The organism is Petrimonas sulfuriphila, from assembly GCA_038561985.1.
GTDB lineage: Bacteria > Bacteroidota > Bacteroidia > Bacteroidales > Dysgonomonadaceae > Petrimonas > Petrimonas sulfuriphila.
The window spans coordinates 3,636,781-3,654,000 of record CP073276.1 but is presented as its reverse complement, the minus strand read 5'-3'; the positions used below and the strand labels follow the sequence as shown (position 1 = coordinate 3,654,000).

The following is a 17,220-nucleotide window of genomic DNA, read 5'->3' as shown; positions in this document are numbered from 1 at the left end:
AAATGAAGAATATACGTAATTTTTGTATCATCGCTCATATCGATCACGGGAAAAGTACCCTGGCCGACCGGTTGCTCGAGTTTACCAAAACCATCGATAGCAAGGACCTGCAGGCGCAGGTGCTCGACAGCATGGATTTGGAACGCGAGCGCGGCATCACGATAAAGAGTACCGCCGTTCAGATGATTTACGAGTATGGTGGTGAAAAATATACATTGAACCTGATTGATACTCCGGGACACGTGGACTTTTCGTACGAGGTGTCCCGATCCATCGCCGCCTGCGAAGGCGCTTTGCTCATTGTGGACGCTGCCCAGGGAATCCAGGCGCAAACCATCTCCAACGTCTACATGGCCATTGAGCATGATCTGGAGATTATTCCCATCATCAATAAGATTGACCTGGAGAGTGCAATGCCCGATGAGGTGGAAGATCAGATCGTGGAGTTGCTCGGCTGCCCGCGTACCGATATCCTTCGCGCAAGCGGAAAAACGGGAGTCGGCATTGAAGAGATTCTGGCGGCCGTTATCGAACGTGTTCCCGCGCCAACAGGCGACCCCGATGCTCCACTACAGGCTTTGATCTTCGATTCGGTTTTTAATCCGTTCCGGGGAATCATTGCGTACTTCAAAATCATGAACGGCAGCATTGCCAAAGGTGACCTGGTGAAGTTCGTAAATACCGGGAAAGAGTACGATGCCGACGAGGTGGGTATCCTTCGCCTTGGCATGGACCCCCGCCAGCGGGTTGAATGCGGCAACGTGGGGTATATCATCTCGGGAATTAAAACGTCGAAAGAGGTAAAGGTGGGGGACACCATCACGCACGTGAAGAACCCCTGCGACAAAGCCATCGCCGGCTTCGAAGAGGTGAAGCCAATGGTTTTTGCCGGTGTTTACCCCATCGAAAGCGAGGAGTTTGAAAACTTGCGGGCATCGCTGGAAAAGTTGCAGCTGAATGATGCTTCGCTCACTTTCCAACCCGAATCGTCGGTGGCCCTGGGATTCGGTTTCCGCTGCGGTTTTCTCGGATTGCTGCACATGGAAATCATTCAGGAGCGGCTGGAGCGCGAGTTCGATATGGACGTGATCACCACCGTTCCCAACGTTTCGTACAAGGTGTACGACAAGAAAGGCAACATGAAGGAGGTGCACAACCCCGCCGGATTGCCCGATCCCACACTGATCGACCATATCGACGAGCCTTATATCCGTTCGTCCATCATTACAAGCACGACATACATCGGCCCGATCATGACCCTGTGCCTGGGCAAGCGGGGTATCCTCATCAAGCAGGAGTACATTTCGGGAGACCGGGTGGAGATTATTTTCGACTTGCCGCTGGGAGAGATCGTTATCGATTTTTACGATAAGCTGAAGAGCATCTCCAAAGGGTATGCATCGTTCGATTACCACATCCACGATTTCCGGCCTTCGAAACTGGTGAAGCTCGATATCCTGCTCAACGGAGAGCCGGTGGATGCACTTTCCACACTCACCCATGCCGACAACGCACAATCTTTCGGACGCAGGATGTGTGAGAAGCTGAAAGAACTGATCCCCCGACAGCAGTTCGATATCGCCATACAGGCGGCGATCGGGGCCAAGATTATTGCCAGGGAGACTGTAAAGGCAGTCCGGAAAGATGTAACGGCCAAGTGCTACGGTGGGGACATCTCCCGTAAGCGCAAGCTGCTCGAAAAACAAAAGGAAGGGAAGAAGCGCATGAAGCAGGTAGGTAACGTGGAAGTTCCGCAAAAAGCGTTTTTAGCGGTACTGAAGCTCGACTGACCGCTGGCTTCAGCGGTTTTCTTTGTCTTTTGCCGATGAAGGGGGGGGAGAGGGTTGCATGGATAGATTTCCGTTGTACTTTCCTCCCATTTCTATTTCAACATTGTCTGCCTGGATGTTGCCGTTCACGGTTCCCGAGCTTTTGATGTTCAACTCTTTGCATTCGATGTCGCCGGAAATGCTTCCGTAGATGATGATGCGGTCGCTTTTCAGGTTCCCGGTCACCTTGGCTTTTTCCCCAACAACAATGCCTTTCGACAGGGAGAGGTTGCCCTCCACGGTTCCATCGACGCGGATGATGCTTTCCCCCCGTATGTCTCCCTTGAACAGGATATCCGTGCCAATCACCGTGTCTATCGGTTGTGACTCAATGGAATGATCGCTTTTGCTTTTGCTTTTACTGTTTCTCATCGGATATTCATTCGTGAAAATTAATGTAGTCGCCCGGGTTCACTTTCTCGTCGTCTTTTATGATCTCGTAATGCAGGTGGGGGCCTGAGCTTCGCCCCGTGCTCCCGAGTCTGCCGATAACCTGTCCGCTCTCTATCTCATCGCCTTCGCGGACGGTTATCTCCGATAAATGGCCGTACAGCGTTTTCAGCTTGTTTTCGTGTTTTACAATCACGCATTTTCCGTATCCTCCGTACCATCCCGCAACTTCTACCTTGCCGTTTGCCGTTGTTTTAACCGGAGTACCCCTTTCGCCCTTGATGTCGATCCCGGAATGATACTCTGCACCGCGGCCGGTGAACGGGTTCCTCCTGTAACCGTAGGATGAAATGATCTTGTCGGATGGGGTGGGGTTCCCGATGGGAACATTCTTCAGTGTCTTCTCCAGGTTATCGAGCTGCTCCCTGTAAAAGTCCGCCAGCTCGTTTATTTTTACCACTTCTACGTTTTCCGGGCCGCCCAGGTTCTCAACCTCCATCTGGACCAGCCCCCTCGATTTCAGCAGTTCGTTTATACGGAAAATACTTTCATCGATCGACTGGAAGGTCTGTTGCGCTTTGGGGACGTCAACGAGGCTCTTGATCTTGTCTGCCTTGGCGATCTCATGTTGGTAAATCTTGCTTGTTTTGTGAAACACCGTCACCCCCAGGACGGCAATGAGGCAAAGCACCACAAGCACCGCTACGGCTGCGTATTTTTTCCAGTGCAGAAGTATCCTGGTTGGAACAAGAAGGGTTTTGTTTCTTTTTCCCTCGGTATTGATAATCAGAATGGATGTTTTGTGACTACGCATGTTGATTTTCCGGAAATAGCACAACGATATTGCAAAGATAAATTTTTTTTTAAAAGAATGTTAACTTTTAGGATAAAAAATGCGGGATCCCCTCAAAGCAGTTCCGGTTTAACGTATTGTTTTTTTGTTTACTTTTGTTTCTGGAACGGCCGGCTTAACCCATTGATTCCCGGCCCTGATCATTTTAATTATTACGGACATGAAATCAAAACTTTTCCTACTGACACTTTTTCTTATCGGCAGCGTATCGTTTGTCGAAGCACAGTACGTGAATGAAGTAGCCATAAGCGATATTGACGCGGACTACGTCATGATCTGGTCGGATTCGGGCCCGATCCTGACATCGAAGATCACGGTGCGGGTAGACTATGGGCAGGGCGGCAGAACGCCGCAGATAACTGATGAACGCCGCCGTCCGATGTCGTTCAACGGGATGCTTGCTGTGCTTAACCTGATGAGCCGCAACGGTTTCGAACTATTTGAGATCATGCGCAGCGAAAAAGACAACCGGGAATTCTTCCTGCTGCGGAGGAAAAATTCGTTTTCCGGTAACGGCAGCCGGGACGCTGTGGATTATGACACAAACGTCCGGAGCCGGTAACCGTTAGTTCAGAAACAGCACCCTGTTAGGCAGGTAACCCGGGTTCTCGAGCGTGAACTTACGTTTTCCTGTTTTGTCGTAGCAGTAGACATTTCCCAATATCTTCACGTATTCAACGGCGTCGGTCAGGTAAATATCGCCGTTAAAGGGGTCTACGGTAATGGAGTAAGGAATAGCTATCGATTTGTCGGCAATGAGCTTGCCGGTGAGTAGCTTGTCGTTCAGGCAGTCAAAAACAGAAACCACGGTTTCAGAGGTGGCGTAATCCTTGTAATAGATAAATGCCCTGTCGCCGGACAGGGTGAAATCCATTATGTTCTTCACTTCATCAAAAGCGGCTACCTCGCCTTTTGGGGTGATCTTTTGAAACGTTGCCGGCACCGTTGTATAGTTGCCTACCGAGTACACATAAACGTCGCCTTCCTTATCGGCATAGACCCTTTTGGGATTTAAACCGACCTCAATCTTTTTCGTTTCCGTAAAGCTCTTCAGGTCGATTACGCTAACGGTTTTGTCGTAGTTGGGGAAATTCATCCCTCCCGAGTTTGCCACGTAAATGTTGTTGTTGGCGATACAGATGCCTTCGGGATCTGCTCCCACCTGCACCGAACCGTCTATGCTCAGTGTTGTGGTGTCGATGCGGGTGACGGTGTCATCGTGTGAAGTGACGTACACTTTTCCTCCGTAAGCCGCGGCATACCGGGGTTGCTTTGCCTGGTTAGTAGCGGTTTTCATCGGGATCTGTTTCAGTGATTTCCCCGTGTTAGCGGCAATCACCTCAACGGTGCTGGACGAGTTGACCACAACGTAGATTTTGGCTCCGTACCGGATGGCGTCGTTGGCTGTGTCGCCCAAACCCCTTTGGTTGACAGACGTGAAATAATCCTTGGTCAATACCTGTTTATCAAAGTCGTAATGCGCAAGCGACGCGCTGTTGTCTCCGTAAAATCCTTCGGAAAGGATCAGAATACGCTTGGCTTCCTTTGCCGGAAGTTCAGTTTCATCGATAACGGTCTCGGGCGTGCAGGCCGTAAAAAACGCAGTTGTGAGCAGCAGAATAAATACAAAATACTTCTTCATTTATTTAAATATTTAAAAGTTTATGGAAATGGTTCCCCTGAATGACCGTCCGGGCATCGGAAAGTTGCGGACGATCTCGTAGTTCTTGTTTCCCAGGTTGAGGGCCTCGACCGACAGGCCGATCCTGTTGTGTTTTATCTCAACACTCTTCGACAGCGAAATGCCGTGATCGGCATACCCGCTCAACCTGTTCTCCGGCATGTTCTGTGCCGAGGTGTACCGTGTTCCCGACCACAGCAACGTGTAAGCCGCGTTTAGCCAGGGCGTTTCCACAACAGCCCGGCCCGAACCCGAGAAGCGGGGCGTATAGGGCAATTGATGGTTATAGGCTGGGCTGCCGGGGTTGGACTTGTTTCGGGAATCCTGAAAGGTGAACGAACTTCCGGCAAGCAGCTTTACCTTGGAGGAAAGCGCAAAAGCACTTTCCAGCGCAATGTCCACGCCGCAGATCTCCACCGAGCCAAAGTTCATCATGCTCCACTCGAAGATGTTCCGGTTGGGGTAGGCGACAATCTTGTTGTTGATCTTGTTGAAATAGGCATCTGTGGTCATTGTCAGCAGCGGGAGCCGTTCGGCCGCGGACGTGGAATAAGTGAACCCTATGTTGAACTGATGCGTATCTTCGGGTTTCAGGTCCCGTTTCCCCACGCGCGAATAATACAGGTCGTTGAAGGTGGGTAGCCGGAAAATATTTTTGTAGAACGCCCTCAGGCGGAAATCGATCGCTTCGAAAGGCTGGAACGTTAGGCTGGAGTATGGGGAGAGCCTGTGCCGGTTGTCTGCAGCCGTACCCGACCGTACGTGCTCCGATGTCTGTGTGTAAAGCAGGCTGGCCGTGGCCAGGAGCCGGTCGGAGACGTACTTCGCGGCAAGGCTCGAGAGTGAGGTGTAGCGGGTGGGGTAGGCAAAATCCGGTAGATTGGCCGACATGTTGTTCATCACGACATCCGTTGATGCCGAGAACGAGAGGTTCTCCAACGCCCTGAACAGGGCAGAAACCGATCCGTAAAATTCGTTTTGCCGGTACCTGTTTTCCAGTTTCCCTTCCGCATTTAAAAATTCCGGATCGAGGTAATACACATAGCCGTGGTTATACTTGGCATTTGCCTGTAAGGCCCACCGCCCGGAGAGGTTGTTGAGGTAGTGTGCCTGCGTGAAGAAGGTGTTGTCCCGGAGCCGTTGTTTGGAAAAGCCGGACGTGTTGTAGAGGATGGTGGCTCCGGGCAGTCCGCGTTCCGACTGGTAGTAGTAGGTGCGCAGGTTTCCGCTGCTTTTATCGGAAAAGTTGGCGAACAGGGCACCCTCTAGCCGGAGGTTCTTCACATCGGTATTTTCGCGTTTCTCTACCGATGAGCTGTCTCTTCCGGCCTCACCGTAATGCAAGATGTACGGATACTCACCGTTTGCCGACAGCCATTCGCCGCTCAACGATGCCGATAGCTTTTCGTTAAGTTTCAGGTTGGTGGAGACTGCCGGGTTGAACATGCCGAACGATCCGGCTTTGAGCGAAGCCCGCCCGTTGACCTTTTTTCCCGGGCCTACCTGTGGTGCGGCGCTCTGGATGTTCAGTACCGAGGCTGACGCGAACAGCCGGGCCGGTTGAAAGATGTTATCGCTTTGTCCCGAGTTCAGGGAGATCATATCGACGTTGTCCAGGGCAAACCGGCCGATATCTATTTGTCCCGTTTGTATGTCGTTTATGGTAAAGCCGTTGTAGTTCACCGCCGTGTGGCTGGCACCGAGGCTGCGTACCGATACGGCCTTGAGCCCGCCGATACCCCCGAAGTCCTTCACGGTAACGCCGGGAAAGTGTTTAACCACGTCGGACAGCTGCAACGCATTGAGGTTCCGAATCGATTTTCGCAATAAAATACGCATCGGAGCCGACGAGCGGATTTCCCGGTCGCCATACCTCTCCGTCACCACCACTTCGGGCAGGCGCTGCAAGCTGTCGAGGCTGGTCTGTGCCAGCAACGGAGTAGTTACCGCATAAAGTGCGGCAACGATTACTGCATTTCTTTTTAAAACATTCATCTTATACCGAATTTTTAATTCCGGTAAAGCATTCTGAAAATGAAGCGCGTAAATAAAAAAGATTCTGTTCGCGAGTCGTTTTCAAGCTTTATCCCCCGAAAGCCATTAACAGGTGCGAAACGATGGCAGGTCTTCTGACTTACTTCCGTGTCCTGAACGCCTTCCCAAAACCGGTTTTCGAGCTTCTTTCCGAAGCTAGTGCCTCCCTTGAGGGGAAGCAGGAGCGGGTTTTAGTGGCAAAAGGTGATCTGTTCAGCACGTGAAACGAAGCTTACAGCAGCGGGTCTGTTCAGGATTTTCACCTGATTCCCTTTTCATTACGGTTCCGAAGCCAAATCTGGAACGCGTAACACCAACATTTCGAGGACAAAGATAGGTAAAAAAAAGTGGAAAGAAAATAAAAAAATATATCTTTGTGTTGAGTTATGAATGAGAAACTTAAATACAGTGTGGCCGGACATCTATTCTGCATAGAAACCCCCGACAGGGCACGTACTACCGGAATTATGCCGAATTACACCCCTTTCCGGGTGGAAAATAGTTCCGGCGATGATTTTTTGTTCAGTTTAAGAGGCCACCGGGAGGTTCATCTGCCCGAATTTCCGCCGGACGATACGATGGAGTGGAACGGCGTGGATTACCGGGTGTACCACTCACCGGAAGGGATGGTTGTCTCCATGAGACAGGGGGAGAAGGAACACCGGTTCTTTGCTCCGGCAGACTGGAAGGAGGTGGTTTGCGATCTCTCGTTTACCGATAAAAACGAAGCCGTCTTTCTCAATAGTTTCCTGAGGCTGGCCTTTGGCGTGACCTCCATCCTTGCGAACCGGACCATCAAGATTCATGCCTCCGTGACGGAACTGAACGGCAAGGCGCTGGTTTTTTTAGGTAAGAGCGGAACGGGAAAAAGCACCCATAGCCGGCTATGGCGCGAGTTTGTACCCGACTGTACGCTGCTGAATGATGATGAACCCCTGATACGCGTCTTTGAAGATGAGCCGGTAAGGGTCTACGGGGCACCCTGGAGCGGAAGCACGGCCTGCTTCAGGAACGCATCGGCAGAAGTGGCCGCCTTTGTACACCTGCACCAAAGCTCCGAAAATCGTCTGACCAAACTTAAAAGCATTGAAGCACTCTCTTCGTTGTATACTTCGGCAGCGGTGCTCCGGTCTGATGTTGAAAATAAAAACAGGGTGCTGGATGTTGTTGCCGCTGTTTTGCAACGTGTACCGGTTTATCGGCTCGATTGCCGGCCGGACTATGAAGCAGTATCATTAACCCGGTCATTGTTGTCTTGAAAATAATGGAATCCCTGATTGTCCCGAACGAGATTTTCTTTTCGCATATATTGGAGGAGATCGATGCGCACCGGGCGGTAAAAATTCCGGTAAAGGGAATCAGTATGCTGCCTTTTATCCGTCCGCCGTCGGATCAGATCGAACTGTCGAAATTAAACGGACAATCGATAACGAAAGGGAATATCGTGTTGGCCAGAACGAAAGCGAACAGCTACGTTGTTCACCGGATCGAGAAAGTTGAAAAGGAGTTGGTCACGCTCAGGGGAGACGGCAATCCGTTTGTCCGTGAGCAATGCGACAAGAAACACGTTGTTGCGGAAGTAACGGCTGTTTATAAAAAGGGAAGAAAAATAGGGAAAGGAAGCCTCAAATGGAACCTGGCAAAAAAGTGTTGGTTTTCCAGCCCGTTGTTGCGAAGATTTTTTCTGCGTATCTACAGGAAGATCAACGGGAGCGGATGAGGTCTGGAGTGAAGTGGTTGACTATAACGTTGGGCTTAATGGTTTTATCGTATGAAAAAAGCTTTGTGTTTATTCGCGATTGTAGCATCCCTTGCCGCCTGTTCCGGACCAAAAGGGATGGTGAAAATTGAACCGCCGCAGGAAGATTCTGTCGAATACGAACTGATTGTATTTGATTCGGGGTTTGAAACGTGGTACATGCTGCAGAATTCTCCGGCCAGGTACCGTTCTCAACAGTACTACGAGAACTGGAACCGTCAATATGTGTCGGAATGGAACTACCTGGCGACCCAGCCTCGGAGAAGATCGTTCTTTGAGTCTATCATAGGGTATGAGCCGGGTGTGGATTATGGGTTTGAACTGAACCACAAACTGTTCTACTATTTCCAGTACGTGGAGCATGTGCTGCGGATACCGATATTGCCCAACGGCCCTTCGGGAGTGATATACTGATTGAAGGGCGTATGCCGTAAACGGCTTTAATAAAAATAACAAGTCAAATGAAGATAAAAGAGAACATCAGAATCAAACAGATAGGGGATGAGTCCATCCTGGTTTCCCACGACGGGGAGAACATGAACTACACCCGCGTAATATCGCTCAACGAATCCGCGGAATTTCTGATAGCCGGGAGCTTCGGTGTGGACTTTACCGTTCAGGACTGGGCGGAAAGGCTGACGGGGAGATACGGTATCGACAAAACACAGGCCGTGGCTGATGCTCAGGTACTGGCCGATAAACTGATGAAAGCCGGTGTGATCTATGAATGAACCGGTTGTTTCTCTTTTCCTGGAGTTGCTCCGCTCCGCCATCTGGAACAGGTCGGCCGACGAAGACCTGTTCCGGCATGTTGGCTCTACGGTTTGGGAAGAGGTGATCAGCCTGGCGGAATCCCAACGGGTGAATGCCTTGTTGTACGACGGAATCATGACGTTGCCTACAGCCCTTCGGCCGGGGAAAAAGGAGGTGTACACGCTTTTTTTGCAGGCTGAAGCTATTGAGAAACTGAACAAAGGGCTGAACGACGAACTGGGGAACCTTGCGATGGAATACGGGAAGATAGGTTGCCCCTTTGTGCTGTTAAAAGGACAGGTCAACGCTATCCTTTATCCCAGGCCGGAGCATCGTGCTCCTGGCGATATTGACCTGTTTCTTTATCGGAAGGGAGATTACGAAAAAGCGAACGAATGGGCCAAAAAAAAAGGATGCCGGATAGATGCGGAAAATATCCATCATCAATCCTATGAAATCAACGGTATTCATGTTGAAAACCACAAAAACATCTGCTACTTCGGGATTAGGAAATACGACGGACTGCTGGAAGAAAAGGTGCAGGAAATTATACGGAACCATCGCTTTATCGAGCTGGAAATCGATAGCTTGAAAGTGAGTGTCTTGCCCGTTGAGTTCAATGCTTTTTTTCTCTTTTATCACCTCTTTCATCATTTTATCCACCTGGGTGTCGGTGTCCGTCAGTTTTGCGATTGGGTACTGTTCATGCATACCCACTCACCGCAAATGGATAAAGAGGCGCTTACAGGCCTGGCGAGGCAGTTCGATTTGTTAAACGCCATGGAGGTATTCGCATCGGCAGCCGTAAGGTACCTGGGTGCAGATCCGGGTGTTTTCCCGTTTACTACCGATACGGAAGGAAAATTTGTGGATGTGGTGATGGATGACGTGTTGAGGGGAGGTAATTTCGGGTTTTCTACCTTCAGGAACAAGTCTTTCCGGGGGAAATGGGATGCAAAATGGCACAGGTTCACCTATTCGGTAGCGAGAACGAAAAAAATATCCGGTATTGCTCCCCGGCACATAAACCCTTTGCCGGTAACTAAAATAACAACCAACCTGAAACTGCTGTTCAAAAAATAGATGTTACGTTTTCTGAAGTTTCTGACCGATATCTCCCGGGGCCATCGTAAAGCGCTGATGGTGATAACGCTTATTGGGATATTAAGCGTGGCCGTGTCGCTGAGTTTCGTATGGGCCCTGAAGCTGGTTATTGATGTGGCGTCGGGAGATGCCGGGGGCTCGCTGTTGCACTATTCACTGATTCTCGTCCTGCTTACGTTGTTCAGGGTGTTGCTGAACGTGGTGGATGTGCGCTACGTGAACATGACCGAGGTGAGGGTCGGAAATTCCATCCGTCAAAAAGTTTTCGCAAACCTGCTTTACACGAGGTGGACCGAGGCCAGCTCACTGCACAGCGGCGATGTGCTGACCCGAATGATCAAGGACACGGACGATATCATAAAAACATTGATATCTGCGCTTCCCATGTTGATAACGGCCACCCTGCAGTTGGGTGGGGCATTTCTGATTCTGCTGTTGATGGATCCGCTGCTGGCCCTTGTCCTGGGTATTGCCATGCCGGTTTTGCTTCTATTCAGCAAACCCTATTACGTGAAGATGAGGGATTACAGCCGGCAGATAAAAGAAAGCGAAAGTTTCATCACTTCCATGATGGAAGAAAACCTGCTGAATCAGCTGGTGGTGCGGGCGTACGAAAGGCAGGAGGATGAGTTGGACAGACTGGGAGACCTCCAGCGGGAACTGCAGCGCAAGGTGGAGAAAAAAACCACGGTATCGGCCTGGGCGCGCTTTGTCTCGGGATTGGCTTTCAGCGGCGGTTACATCACCGCATTTATCTGGGGAGCCTGGGGAATTGCCGGCAAAACGGTTACGTTTGGCACTGTTACGGCTTACTTGCAGTTGGTCAACCAGATACAGCGTCCGCTGTACGATCTGATGCGCCTGTTCCCGACCCTGATTTCTGCCCAGGCGGCCAGTGAACGGCTGTCGTTCCTGAAAAAGCTGGAGAGCGAGGAGATTGGGGAAAAACAATTCCTGGCAGGCCGTGTCTCGTTGCGCGTAGAGGACATCACGTACGCCTACGGAGACGAAAGCCGGCCGGTCATTTCCGGCTTTTCGCTGGAAGCCGGACCTGGAGAAATGGTTGCGGTCATGGGAGAAACCGGTACGGGGAAGACCACGCTGATCCGGCTTATACTTGCCTTGATCGAGCCGCAGAAAGGATCGATCTCGATAAGGAATGAAGAGAGGGAGGTGAAAGCATCCCCGTCGACGCGGTCGAACTTTGTGTACGTCCCGCAAGGCAACACACTGTTCAGCGGCACCATCCGGAGCAACCTGCTGATAGGAAACCCGGATGCCGGAGAGGAGATGCTCGTAGACGCGCTCGGGGTGGCTTCCGCGGGTTTTGTCCTGGAGCTGCCCGAAGGACTGGATACGGTTCTTGGTATGGGCGGTTCGGGGGTTTCCGAAGGCCAGGCTCAACGGATTGCCATTGCACGTTCGTTGCTTCGCCCCGGAGGGATCCTGCTGTTGGATGAAGCCACATCGGCCCTGGATATTGAGACCGAAAAAACGTTCCTGACCAACCTGAAAAAACACATTGGCAGTAGGACGGTGCTGTTCATCACCCACCATGCGGAAGTAGCCCGGTATTGCGATCGCATTTACAGGATTTAATCCCTCTTTCTGCTTTCCAGGTAGTTTATCAGCGCTTCGCTGCGCCCTTTTTCATACTTGAGCTTTTCTATGTCGAGCAGGAGTGTGGATAGCTCGAACGACCGGGAAATGCCTTTCTTCGCTTTTTCCGGCAGGGGGATCGAGGTGGTTCTGTTCCCGATAAAACTGAGGGTGATGGGCGTATCCTTAAACGTGTAGATGAATTTAGCCACGCCGTTGTCATCGTTTCCCGAGAAGCGGACGATCTCGTATGTGGCGTTGAGCGTGCTGAACCGGTAGTTCAGTCCATCGGTAGTGACGGGCAGTGACTCCGCAAAGGAGCCGTCTTTTGTAGCCACTTTTATCCGGTTGTGCTTCAGCGAGCCACCCGAAAGCACACTCTCGATATACATCTGTCCTTTTTCGCTTACGGCTGAACGGAGCCCGTTCTGGTGAAAGGAGCTGCTCAGCGGATATACTTTGGGGACATAATCTCCAAACTCCTGATACTGGGGGTCCCTGACGTAAGTGAAGTCGTTCAGCATTTTGGTAAGCAGCCGGTAGTTGACCGCAAGCATCGAGTCACAATAAACAATGTTCCTTTGGTTTTCTGCCATCCGCACACGCTGCATCAGTCCGAACCCCTTGTTTATCTCGTCGAACGATTGGGGATAAAGCACCTTGATGCTGTCGATCTTGAGCTTTGCCAGCGAATAGTTACCTGCGCTAAGCGCTGATTCGGCTTCGGCAAGGTAGGTTTTGGCATTTTTACCTTTCCCTGAACAGGAGAAAAGAAGAAGTCCAAAAACACAAACAGCCGTAAAGACAAAACAATAACCGGATAACGGTCTGGAATATAATTTATTTGATAGAGTCCCTTTCATAATCAATATACAAAAATAAGAAATAAATTTCAACGTTAAAATGGTTTTCACGCTCAATTATTGTAATTTTGCAAATCATAACAGAATTTGATTTGGCAATGGATATTTCTCGCGAAGAGATACAGGATTTTCTAGACAGAAACATCTTTAAACTTATTTCAGAAGTGGCCGACCGGATGCAGCTCGATTGCTACGTCATCGGCGGTTACGTTCGTGATTTTTTTTTGTACCGTCCTTCAAAAGACATAGATATTGTCGCCGTTGGCAGGGGAATTGCCTTGGCCGAAGCCGTCGCTTCAGCGTTGGGGCCACGCACGAAGTTGTCGGTTTTTAAAAATTTCGGTACGGCACAACTGAAATACAAGGATTTTGAAATCGAGTTTGTCGGCGCCCGCAAAGAGTCTTACACCCACGATTCCCGAAATCCCGTCGTGGAGGACGGTTCGCTGGAAGATGACCAGAAACGCCGCGACTTCACGATCAATGCAATGGCTTTCTGCCTGAATAAAAACCGTTTCGGCGAATTGCTGGATCCGTTTAACGGACTGCAGGACCTGCAGGACTTGATTATCCGCACGCCCCTCGATCCCGATATCACGTTCAGTGACGATCCGTTGCGGATGATGCGGGCCGTGAGGTTTGCCTCGCAGCTGGGATTCGACATTTTCCCCGAAACGTTTGATGCGGTTGCCCGGAATAAGGAACGCATAAAAATCATATCCAAGGAACGCATTGCGGATGAGCTGAACAAGATCATTCTTTCCCCCAAACCGTCTGTCGGCTTTGTTTTGCTCGAGAAGACCGGCTTGTTGGAGATCATTTTCCCCGAACTGGTTGCGCTTAAGGGGGCCGAAACCAAGGAAGGGGTGGGGCACAAGGACAATTTTTACCACACGCTTGCCGTTCTCGATAACATCTCGTTAAAGACGGACAACCTCTGGCTGCGCTGGTCGGCTTTGCTGCACGATATTGCCAAGCCGGTTACCAAACGCTGGGACAATAAGCTGGGCTGGACATTTCACAACCACAACTATGTGGGTGAAAAGATGGTGCCCAGGATCTTCAGCCGCATGAAATTGCCGTTGAACGAAAAGATGAAATACACACAGAAAATGGTGTCGATGCATATGCGCCCGATGCAGCTGGTGGAGGAGGAGGTGACGGATTCTGCCGTTCGGCGTCTGTTGTTTGATGCCGGTGACGATATAGACGATCTGATGATCCTTTGCGAAGCCGACATCACATCGAAAAACGCCGAGAAAGTACGGCGGCACCTCCAGAATTTTAGAATCGTCCGCAGAAAGCTTACGGAGATTGAAGAAAAGGACCGTGTGCGAAATTTCCAGCCCCCGATTGACGGTAACGAGATCATGGAGATCTTCGGTTTGGAGCAGGGACGGGAGGTAGGTGAGCTGAAATCATTTATCAAGGAAGCCATTCTGGAGGGAGAGATTCCCAACGAACGCCAGGCGGCCTATGACTTCCTGATCCGAAAAGCAAAAGAAACCGGGTTGGAACCGATAAAAAAAACCAAATCATGAAAAGTATTATTTTTATTGTCAGTCTTTTGTGTGCGGTAGCATTGCCTGCGCAAACCCAATGGCATGATCCGTTGAAAGAAGAGGCGAACGTCATCCAGAACCAGGGTTGGACCCATGAAATCGGAAAAACCTACCAGCGCCTGCCGGACCGCGCAGCAAAGAAGGTGAGAAAACCGGTTTGGAGTTTATCGGAAAACTCAGCCGGGCTGGCGATCCATTTTTACACAAACGCGGAAAAAATTGAAGTGCGGTATGGTGTAACGGGCAGCCATGCCATGCCGCACATGCCGGCTACCGGAAAGTCGGGAGTCGACCTCTATGCGATGGATTCCGATGGCAAATGGCGTGTGGCGACCGACAAGTTCAGTTTCGGCGACACCGTTACCTATACGTTCAATAACCTGTCACAAAGCCGCTACCACAAGCACGGTTTTGAATACCGGCTTTTCCTCCCGCTTTACAATTCGGTGAAATGGATGGAGATTGGAGTCCCCGATTCGGCGGAATTCAAGTTTGTTCCCGTGCTTAGGGAGAAGCCGATAGTGGTTTACGGGACGTCCATCGCGCAAGGCGGATGTGCTTCCCGCCCGGGAATGGCCTGGACCACTGTTTTATCGAGAAAGCTCGATTATCCGGTCGTCAACCTGGCTTTTTCCGGAAATGGCCCGCTGGAAAAGGAATTTGTAGATTTGATTGATGAAATAGACGCATCGCTCTACGTTTTTGATTGTCTTCCCAACATGGGGAGCTTATCATCCGAAGAAGTGATAAGAAGAACCGTTTACGGAGTTGAAAAACTCCGGGAAAAGCACGATGTGCCTATCCTTATCGTGGATCATATCGGGTATAGGAACGATGAACTCAACGAGTTGTCCAGGGAAACGGCAGACCGGATGAATGCGGCATCGCGCCAGGCATTCGATTCGCTGGTTGAGCTGGGTGTGAAGAACATTTACCACCTGCACAAGGACTCCATTAACATGCCTGCGGACGGATGTGTGGATAACATCCATCCCAGTGACCTTGGAATGCAGGTCTACGCCGACGCATACGAGAAAATAATCCGGAAGATACTGAATATGCCTGTCGGAAAAATCAGCACTACCAGGCCTGTAAGCCAGCGAAGGGAACCTTATATTTACGAATGGAAAGAACGGCATGCCGGTATCCTGCAAAACATTCAGTTGCAGCGTCCGGAAAAAGTGATTATCGGAAATTCCATTACCCATTACTGGGGTGGGGAGCCCGGACGGGAGAACGGGAGCCAAAGCTGGAAAAATCGGGTACAGCCTGCCGGGTATTTAAACCTGGGATACGGGTGGGATCGGGTGGAAAATGTGCTTTGGCGCGTGTATCATGGCGAACTCGATGACTACCGGGCCAGTGAAGTGGTTCTGATGATCGGGACCAATAACTTGGGATCAGTTTCTGATGAAGAGATTGTTGAGGGGCTGGAGTTCCTGCTTGAGCAGATAAAGATTCGTCAACCGGAGGCCAGGATAAAAGTCGTCGGATTGCTTCCCCGACGCAATAAGGAGTCAGAAGTGACAGCCATCAACCGGCAGATCTCCAAGATGGCCTCCCTGAACAATTACCGTTACCTGGATGTTGGTAACAAATTATTGACGAAAAGCGGAAAGATAGACGAGAGCCTGTTTCTGGATGGTTTACATCCGAATGAAAAAGGCTATTCGCTGATCGTTAACGATATAATAGAATAGTTTTTAGAATTACAAGAGTAAACGATATGGAAGTAAGTGCTTCTTTTTGGATAGGTTTTATCATCCTTGTGGTGATTCTCCTGTCGCTTGATATGTTTGTTTTTAATAAGAAAGGTACGGTTATCGATGTGAAAAAAGCGTTGTGGCTCAGCCTTTTCTGGATTTCACTTGCCTTGGTCTTCAACGCGGGAGTTTACGTTGTCTTCGGCAAGGAAAGCGCCCTTGAGTTTCTTACGGCTTATCTTATCGAGGAGTCGCTGAGCATTGATAACTTATTTGTTTTTATCATCATTTTTACGGCTTTCAAGATTAAACCCGAGCATCAGCACAGTGTTTTATTCTGGGGAATTTTGGGAGCGATTGTTTTTCGGGCGGTCTTTATTTTTGCCGGTGTGGCCCTGATTGAACGATTTGCCTGGATCATGTATGTGTTCGGTGCATTCCTGTTGTTCACCGGTGCCAAGATGGTGGCAGATGAGTTCAGGGTGTTGGATCACGAAAAGGAAAAAGAGAAGAAAGATCCGAACAACAACGGGTTGGTGAAAATTTTCAAAAGGGTTATGCCGGTAACCGATGATATGTCGGAGCCAACATTTTTCAAAAAAATCGATAAAAGACTATACGCCACCCCTTTCTTTCTGGCATTGCTCGTTATAGAGTTTACCGATCTTATTTTTGCCATAGACTCCATTCCGGCAGTGCTCTCGGTTTCGACCAATACGTTTATTGTTTACACGTCGAATATTTTTGCGATCCTGGGACTTCGGTCGCTCTATTTCGCATTGCGGGGCATCATGGATTTGTTTTATTACCTGAAGTATGCGTTGAGCGGAATTTTGATCTTCATCGGTTTTAAAATGATCATCAATCATTATGCCCATACTGTTGCGTGGGATTTTCATATTTCCAACGTTGCGTCGCTGCTTGCTATTGCCTCGTTTTTACTCATCTCAATTGCGGCATCCCTTGTCAGGAGCCGCGTCGTAAAGCAGGCGGTGGTAAGAGAGCCTGTAACTGTCCGGGAAATTGTAGATAAAATGGGCCGCGACAACGAGATTTTGGAAAATTAATCTTTCTTGTTGATTATTACCGG

The 17,220-nt window shown here is 49.9% G+C and carries 16 protein-coding genes and 1 riboswitch; of the genes, 11 read left to right on the top strand and 5 right to left on the bottom strand.

Annotation, left to right across the window (positions count from 1 at the left end; genetic code table 11):
* Nucleotides 1–2: 2 nt before the first annotated feature.
* On the top strand, nt 3–1,790 hold the full coding sequence (gene lepA / locus KCV26_15525) for a translation elongation factor 4 (protein ID WZX36680.1): 1,788 nt from the start codon (nt 3–5) through the stop codon (nt 1,788–1,790).
* A gap of 9 nt (nt 1,791–1,799) precedes the next feature.
* Here lepA and KCV26_15520 read toward each other — a convergent pair whose 3' ends face one another.
* Nucleotides 1,800–2,201, bottom strand: a complete 402-nt coding sequence (locus tag KCV26_15520) for a polymer-forming cytoskeletal protein (protein WZX36679.1) — start codon at nt 2,199–2,201, stop codon at nt 1,800–1,802.
* A 7-nt stretch (nt 2,202–2,208) separates the two neighbouring features.
* Nucleotides 2,209–3,033, bottom strand: a complete 825-nt coding sequence (locus KCV26_15515) for a peptidoglycan DD-metalloendopeptidase family protein (GenBank protein WZX36678.1) — start codon at nt 3,031–3,033, stop codon at nt 2,209–2,211.
* 199 nt (nt 3,034–3,232) lie between these two features.
* On the opposite strand from KCV26_15515, the gene KCV26_15510 reads away from it, so the two are divergent.
* Entirely contained in the window at nt 3,233–3,634 is a 402-nt protein-coding gene (locus tag KCV26_15510; protein WZX36677.1) for a hypothetical protein, read from the top strand.
* 3 nt (nt 3,635–3,637) lie between these two features.
* Here the strand turns inward: KCV26_15510 and KCV26_15505 are convergent, their stop codons facing one another.
* Both KCV26_15505 and KCV26_15500 read right to left on the bottom strand, forming a co-directional pair.
* Entirely contained in the window at nt 3,638–4,714 is a 1,077-nt protein-coding gene (locus tag KCV26_15505) for a YncE family protein (protein ID WZX36676.1), read from the bottom strand.
* A 12-nt stretch (nt 4,715–4,726) separates the two neighbouring features.
* Nucleotides 4,727–6,748: a TonB-dependent receptor gene (locus KCV26_15500; protein WZX36675.1), complete on the bottom strand. Its 2,022-nt coding sequence runs from the start codon at nt 6,746–6,748 to the stop codon at nt 4,727–4,729.
* Between the two features lie 106 nt (nt 6,749–6,854).
* Nucleotides 6,855–7,120, bottom strand: a riboswitch (cobalamin riboswitch).
* A 53-nt stretch (nt 7,121–7,173) separates the two neighbouring features.
* On the opposite strand from KCV26_15500, the gene KCV26_15495 reads away from it, so the two are divergent.
* The 6 genes from KCV26_15495 to KCV26_15470 are packed head-to-tail and all read left to right on the top strand — an operon-like array spanning nt 7,174 to nt 12,002.
* The gene (locus tag KCV26_15495) at nt 7,174–8,046 is read left to right on the top strand and encodes a hypothetical protein (protein WZX36674.1); all 873 of its coding nucleotides are present in this window, start codon (nt 7,174–7,176) and stop codon (nt 8,044–8,046) included.
* A gap of 5 nt (nt 8,047–8,051) precedes the next feature.
* Nucleotides 8,052–8,507 carry a S24/S26 family peptidase gene (locus KCV26_15490; protein WZX36673.1) on the top strand — a complete coding sequence of 152 codons (456 nt, stop codon included), beginning with the start codon at nt 8,052–8,054 and terminating at the stop codon, nt 8,505–8,507.
* Nucleotides 8,508–8,558: 51 nt separating this feature from the next.
* A complete protein-coding gene (locus tag KCV26_15485) occupies nt 8,559–8,960 on the top strand; it encodes a hypothetical protein (protein ID WZX36672.1) in 402 nt (133 codons plus the stop codon).
* Between the two features lie 47 nt (nt 8,961–9,007).
* Nucleotides 9,008–9,277, top strand: coding sequence for a PqqD family protein (locus KCV26_15480; protein ID WZX36671.1), 270 nt, complete (start codon nt 9,008–9,010; stop codon nt 9,275–9,277).
* On the top strand, nt 9,270–10,382 hold the full coding sequence (locus tag KCV26_15475; protein ID WZX36670.1) for a nucleotidyltransferase family protein: 1,113 nt from the start codon (nt 9,270–9,272) through the stop codon (nt 10,380–10,382). Before KCV26_15480 ends, KCV26_15475 begins: the two co-directional genes overlap by 8 nt.
* Nucleotides 10,383–12,002, top strand: coding sequence for an ABC transporter ATP-binding protein (locus KCV26_15470; protein WZX36669.1), 1,620 nt, complete (start codon nt 10,383–10,385; stop codon nt 12,000–12,002).
* On the opposite strand, the gene KCV26_15465 is transcribed toward KCV26_15470, so the two are convergent.
* On the bottom strand, nt 11,999–12,865 hold the full coding sequence (locus KCV26_15465; GenBank protein ID WZX36668.1) for a hypothetical protein: 867 nt from the start codon (nt 12,863–12,865) through the stop codon (nt 11,999–12,001). The two genes, KCV26_15470 and KCV26_15465, sit on opposite strands and share 4 nt — an antisense overlap.
* Before the next feature lie 98 nt (nt 12,866–12,963).
* Between KCV26_15465 and KCV26_15460 the strand changes: the two genes are divergently transcribed.
* From KCV26_15460 to KCV26_15450, 3 genes are read left to right on the top strand one after another with little or no spacing between them, the layout of a single operon-like run.
* Entirely contained in the window at nt 12,964–14,406 is a 1,443-nt protein-coding gene (locus KCV26_15460; GenBank protein ID WZX38414.1) for an HD domain-containing protein, read from the top strand.
* Entirely contained in the window at nt 14,403–16,127 is a 1,725-nt protein-coding gene (locus tag KCV26_15455) for an SGNH/GDSL hydrolase family protein (GenBank protein WZX36667.1), read from the top strand. The genes KCV26_15460 and KCV26_15455 overlap by 4 nt, the downstream gene beginning before the upstream one ends.
* A 26-nt stretch (nt 16,128–16,153) precedes the next feature.
* Nucleotides 16,154–17,197, top strand: a complete 1,044-nt coding sequence (locus tag KCV26_15450; GenBank protein ID WZX36666.1) for a TerC family protein — start codon at nt 16,154–16,156, stop codon at nt 17,195–17,197.
* Nucleotides 17,198–17,220: the final 23 nt, after the last annotated feature.

Bases quoted from the DNA above. Each gene is read 5' to 3' on its own strand.
- KCV26_15455 (WZX36667.1), top strand. From the start codon at position 14,403: ATGAAAAGTATTATTTTTATTGTCAGTCTTTTGTGTGCGGTAGCATTG.
- KCV26_15520 (WZX36679.1), bottom strand. From the start codon at position 2,201: ATGAGAAACAGTAAAAGCAAAAGCAAAAGCGATCATTCCATTGAGTCA.
- KCV26_15480 (WZX36671.1), top strand. From the start codon at position 9,008: ATGAAGATAAAAGAGAACATCAGAATCAAACAGATAGGGGATGAGTCC.
- KCV26_15500 (WZX36675.1), bottom strand. From the start codon at position 6,748: ATGAATGTTTTAAAAAGAAATGCAGTAATCGTTGCCGCACTTTATGCG.
- KCV26_15510 (WZX36677.1), top strand. From the start codon at position 3,233: ATGAAATCAAAACTTTTCCTACTGACACTTTTTCTTATCGGCAGCGTA.
- KCV26_15460 (WZX38414.1), top strand. From the start codon at position 12,964: ATGGATATTTCTCGCGAAGAGATACAGGATTTTCTAGACAGAAACATC.
- KCV26_15465 (WZX36668.1), bottom strand. From the start codon at position 12,865: ATGAAAGGGACTCTATCAAATAAATTATATTCCAGACCGTTATCCGGT.
- KCV26_15515 (WZX36678.1), bottom strand. From the start codon at position 3,033: ATGCGTAGTCACAAAACATCCATTCTGATTATCAATACCGAGGGAAAA.
- KCV26_15450 (WZX36666.1), top strand. From the start codon at position 16,154: ATGGAAGTAAGTGCTTCTTTTTGGATAGGTTTTATCATCCTTGTGGTG.
- KCV26_15470 (WZX36669.1), top strand. From the start codon at position 10,383: ATGTTACGTTTTCTGAAGTTTCTGACCGATATCTCCCGGGGCCATCGT.
- KCV26_15495 (WZX36674.1), top strand. From the start codon at position 7,174: ATGAATGAGAAACTTAAATACAGTGTGGCCGGACATCTATTCTGCATA.
- KCV26_15485 (WZX36672.1), top strand. From the start codon at position 8,559: ATGAAAAAAGCTTTGTGTTTATTCGCGATTGTAGCATCCCTTGCCGCC.
- KCV26_15505 (WZX36676.1), bottom strand. From the start codon at position 4,714: ATGAAGAAGTATTTTGTATTTATTCTGCTGCTCACAACTGCGTTTTTT.
- lepA (WZX36680.1), top strand. From the start codon at position 3: ATGAAGAATATACGTAATTTTTGTATCATCGCTCATATCGATCACGGG.
- KCV26_15475 (WZX36670.1), top strand. From the start codon at position 9,270: ATGAATGAACCGGTTGTTTCTCTTTTCCTGGAGTTGCTCCGCTCCGCC.
- KCV26_15490 (WZX36673.1), top strand. From the start codon at position 8,052: ATGGAATCCCTGATTGTCCCGAACGAGATTTTCTTTTCGCATATATTG.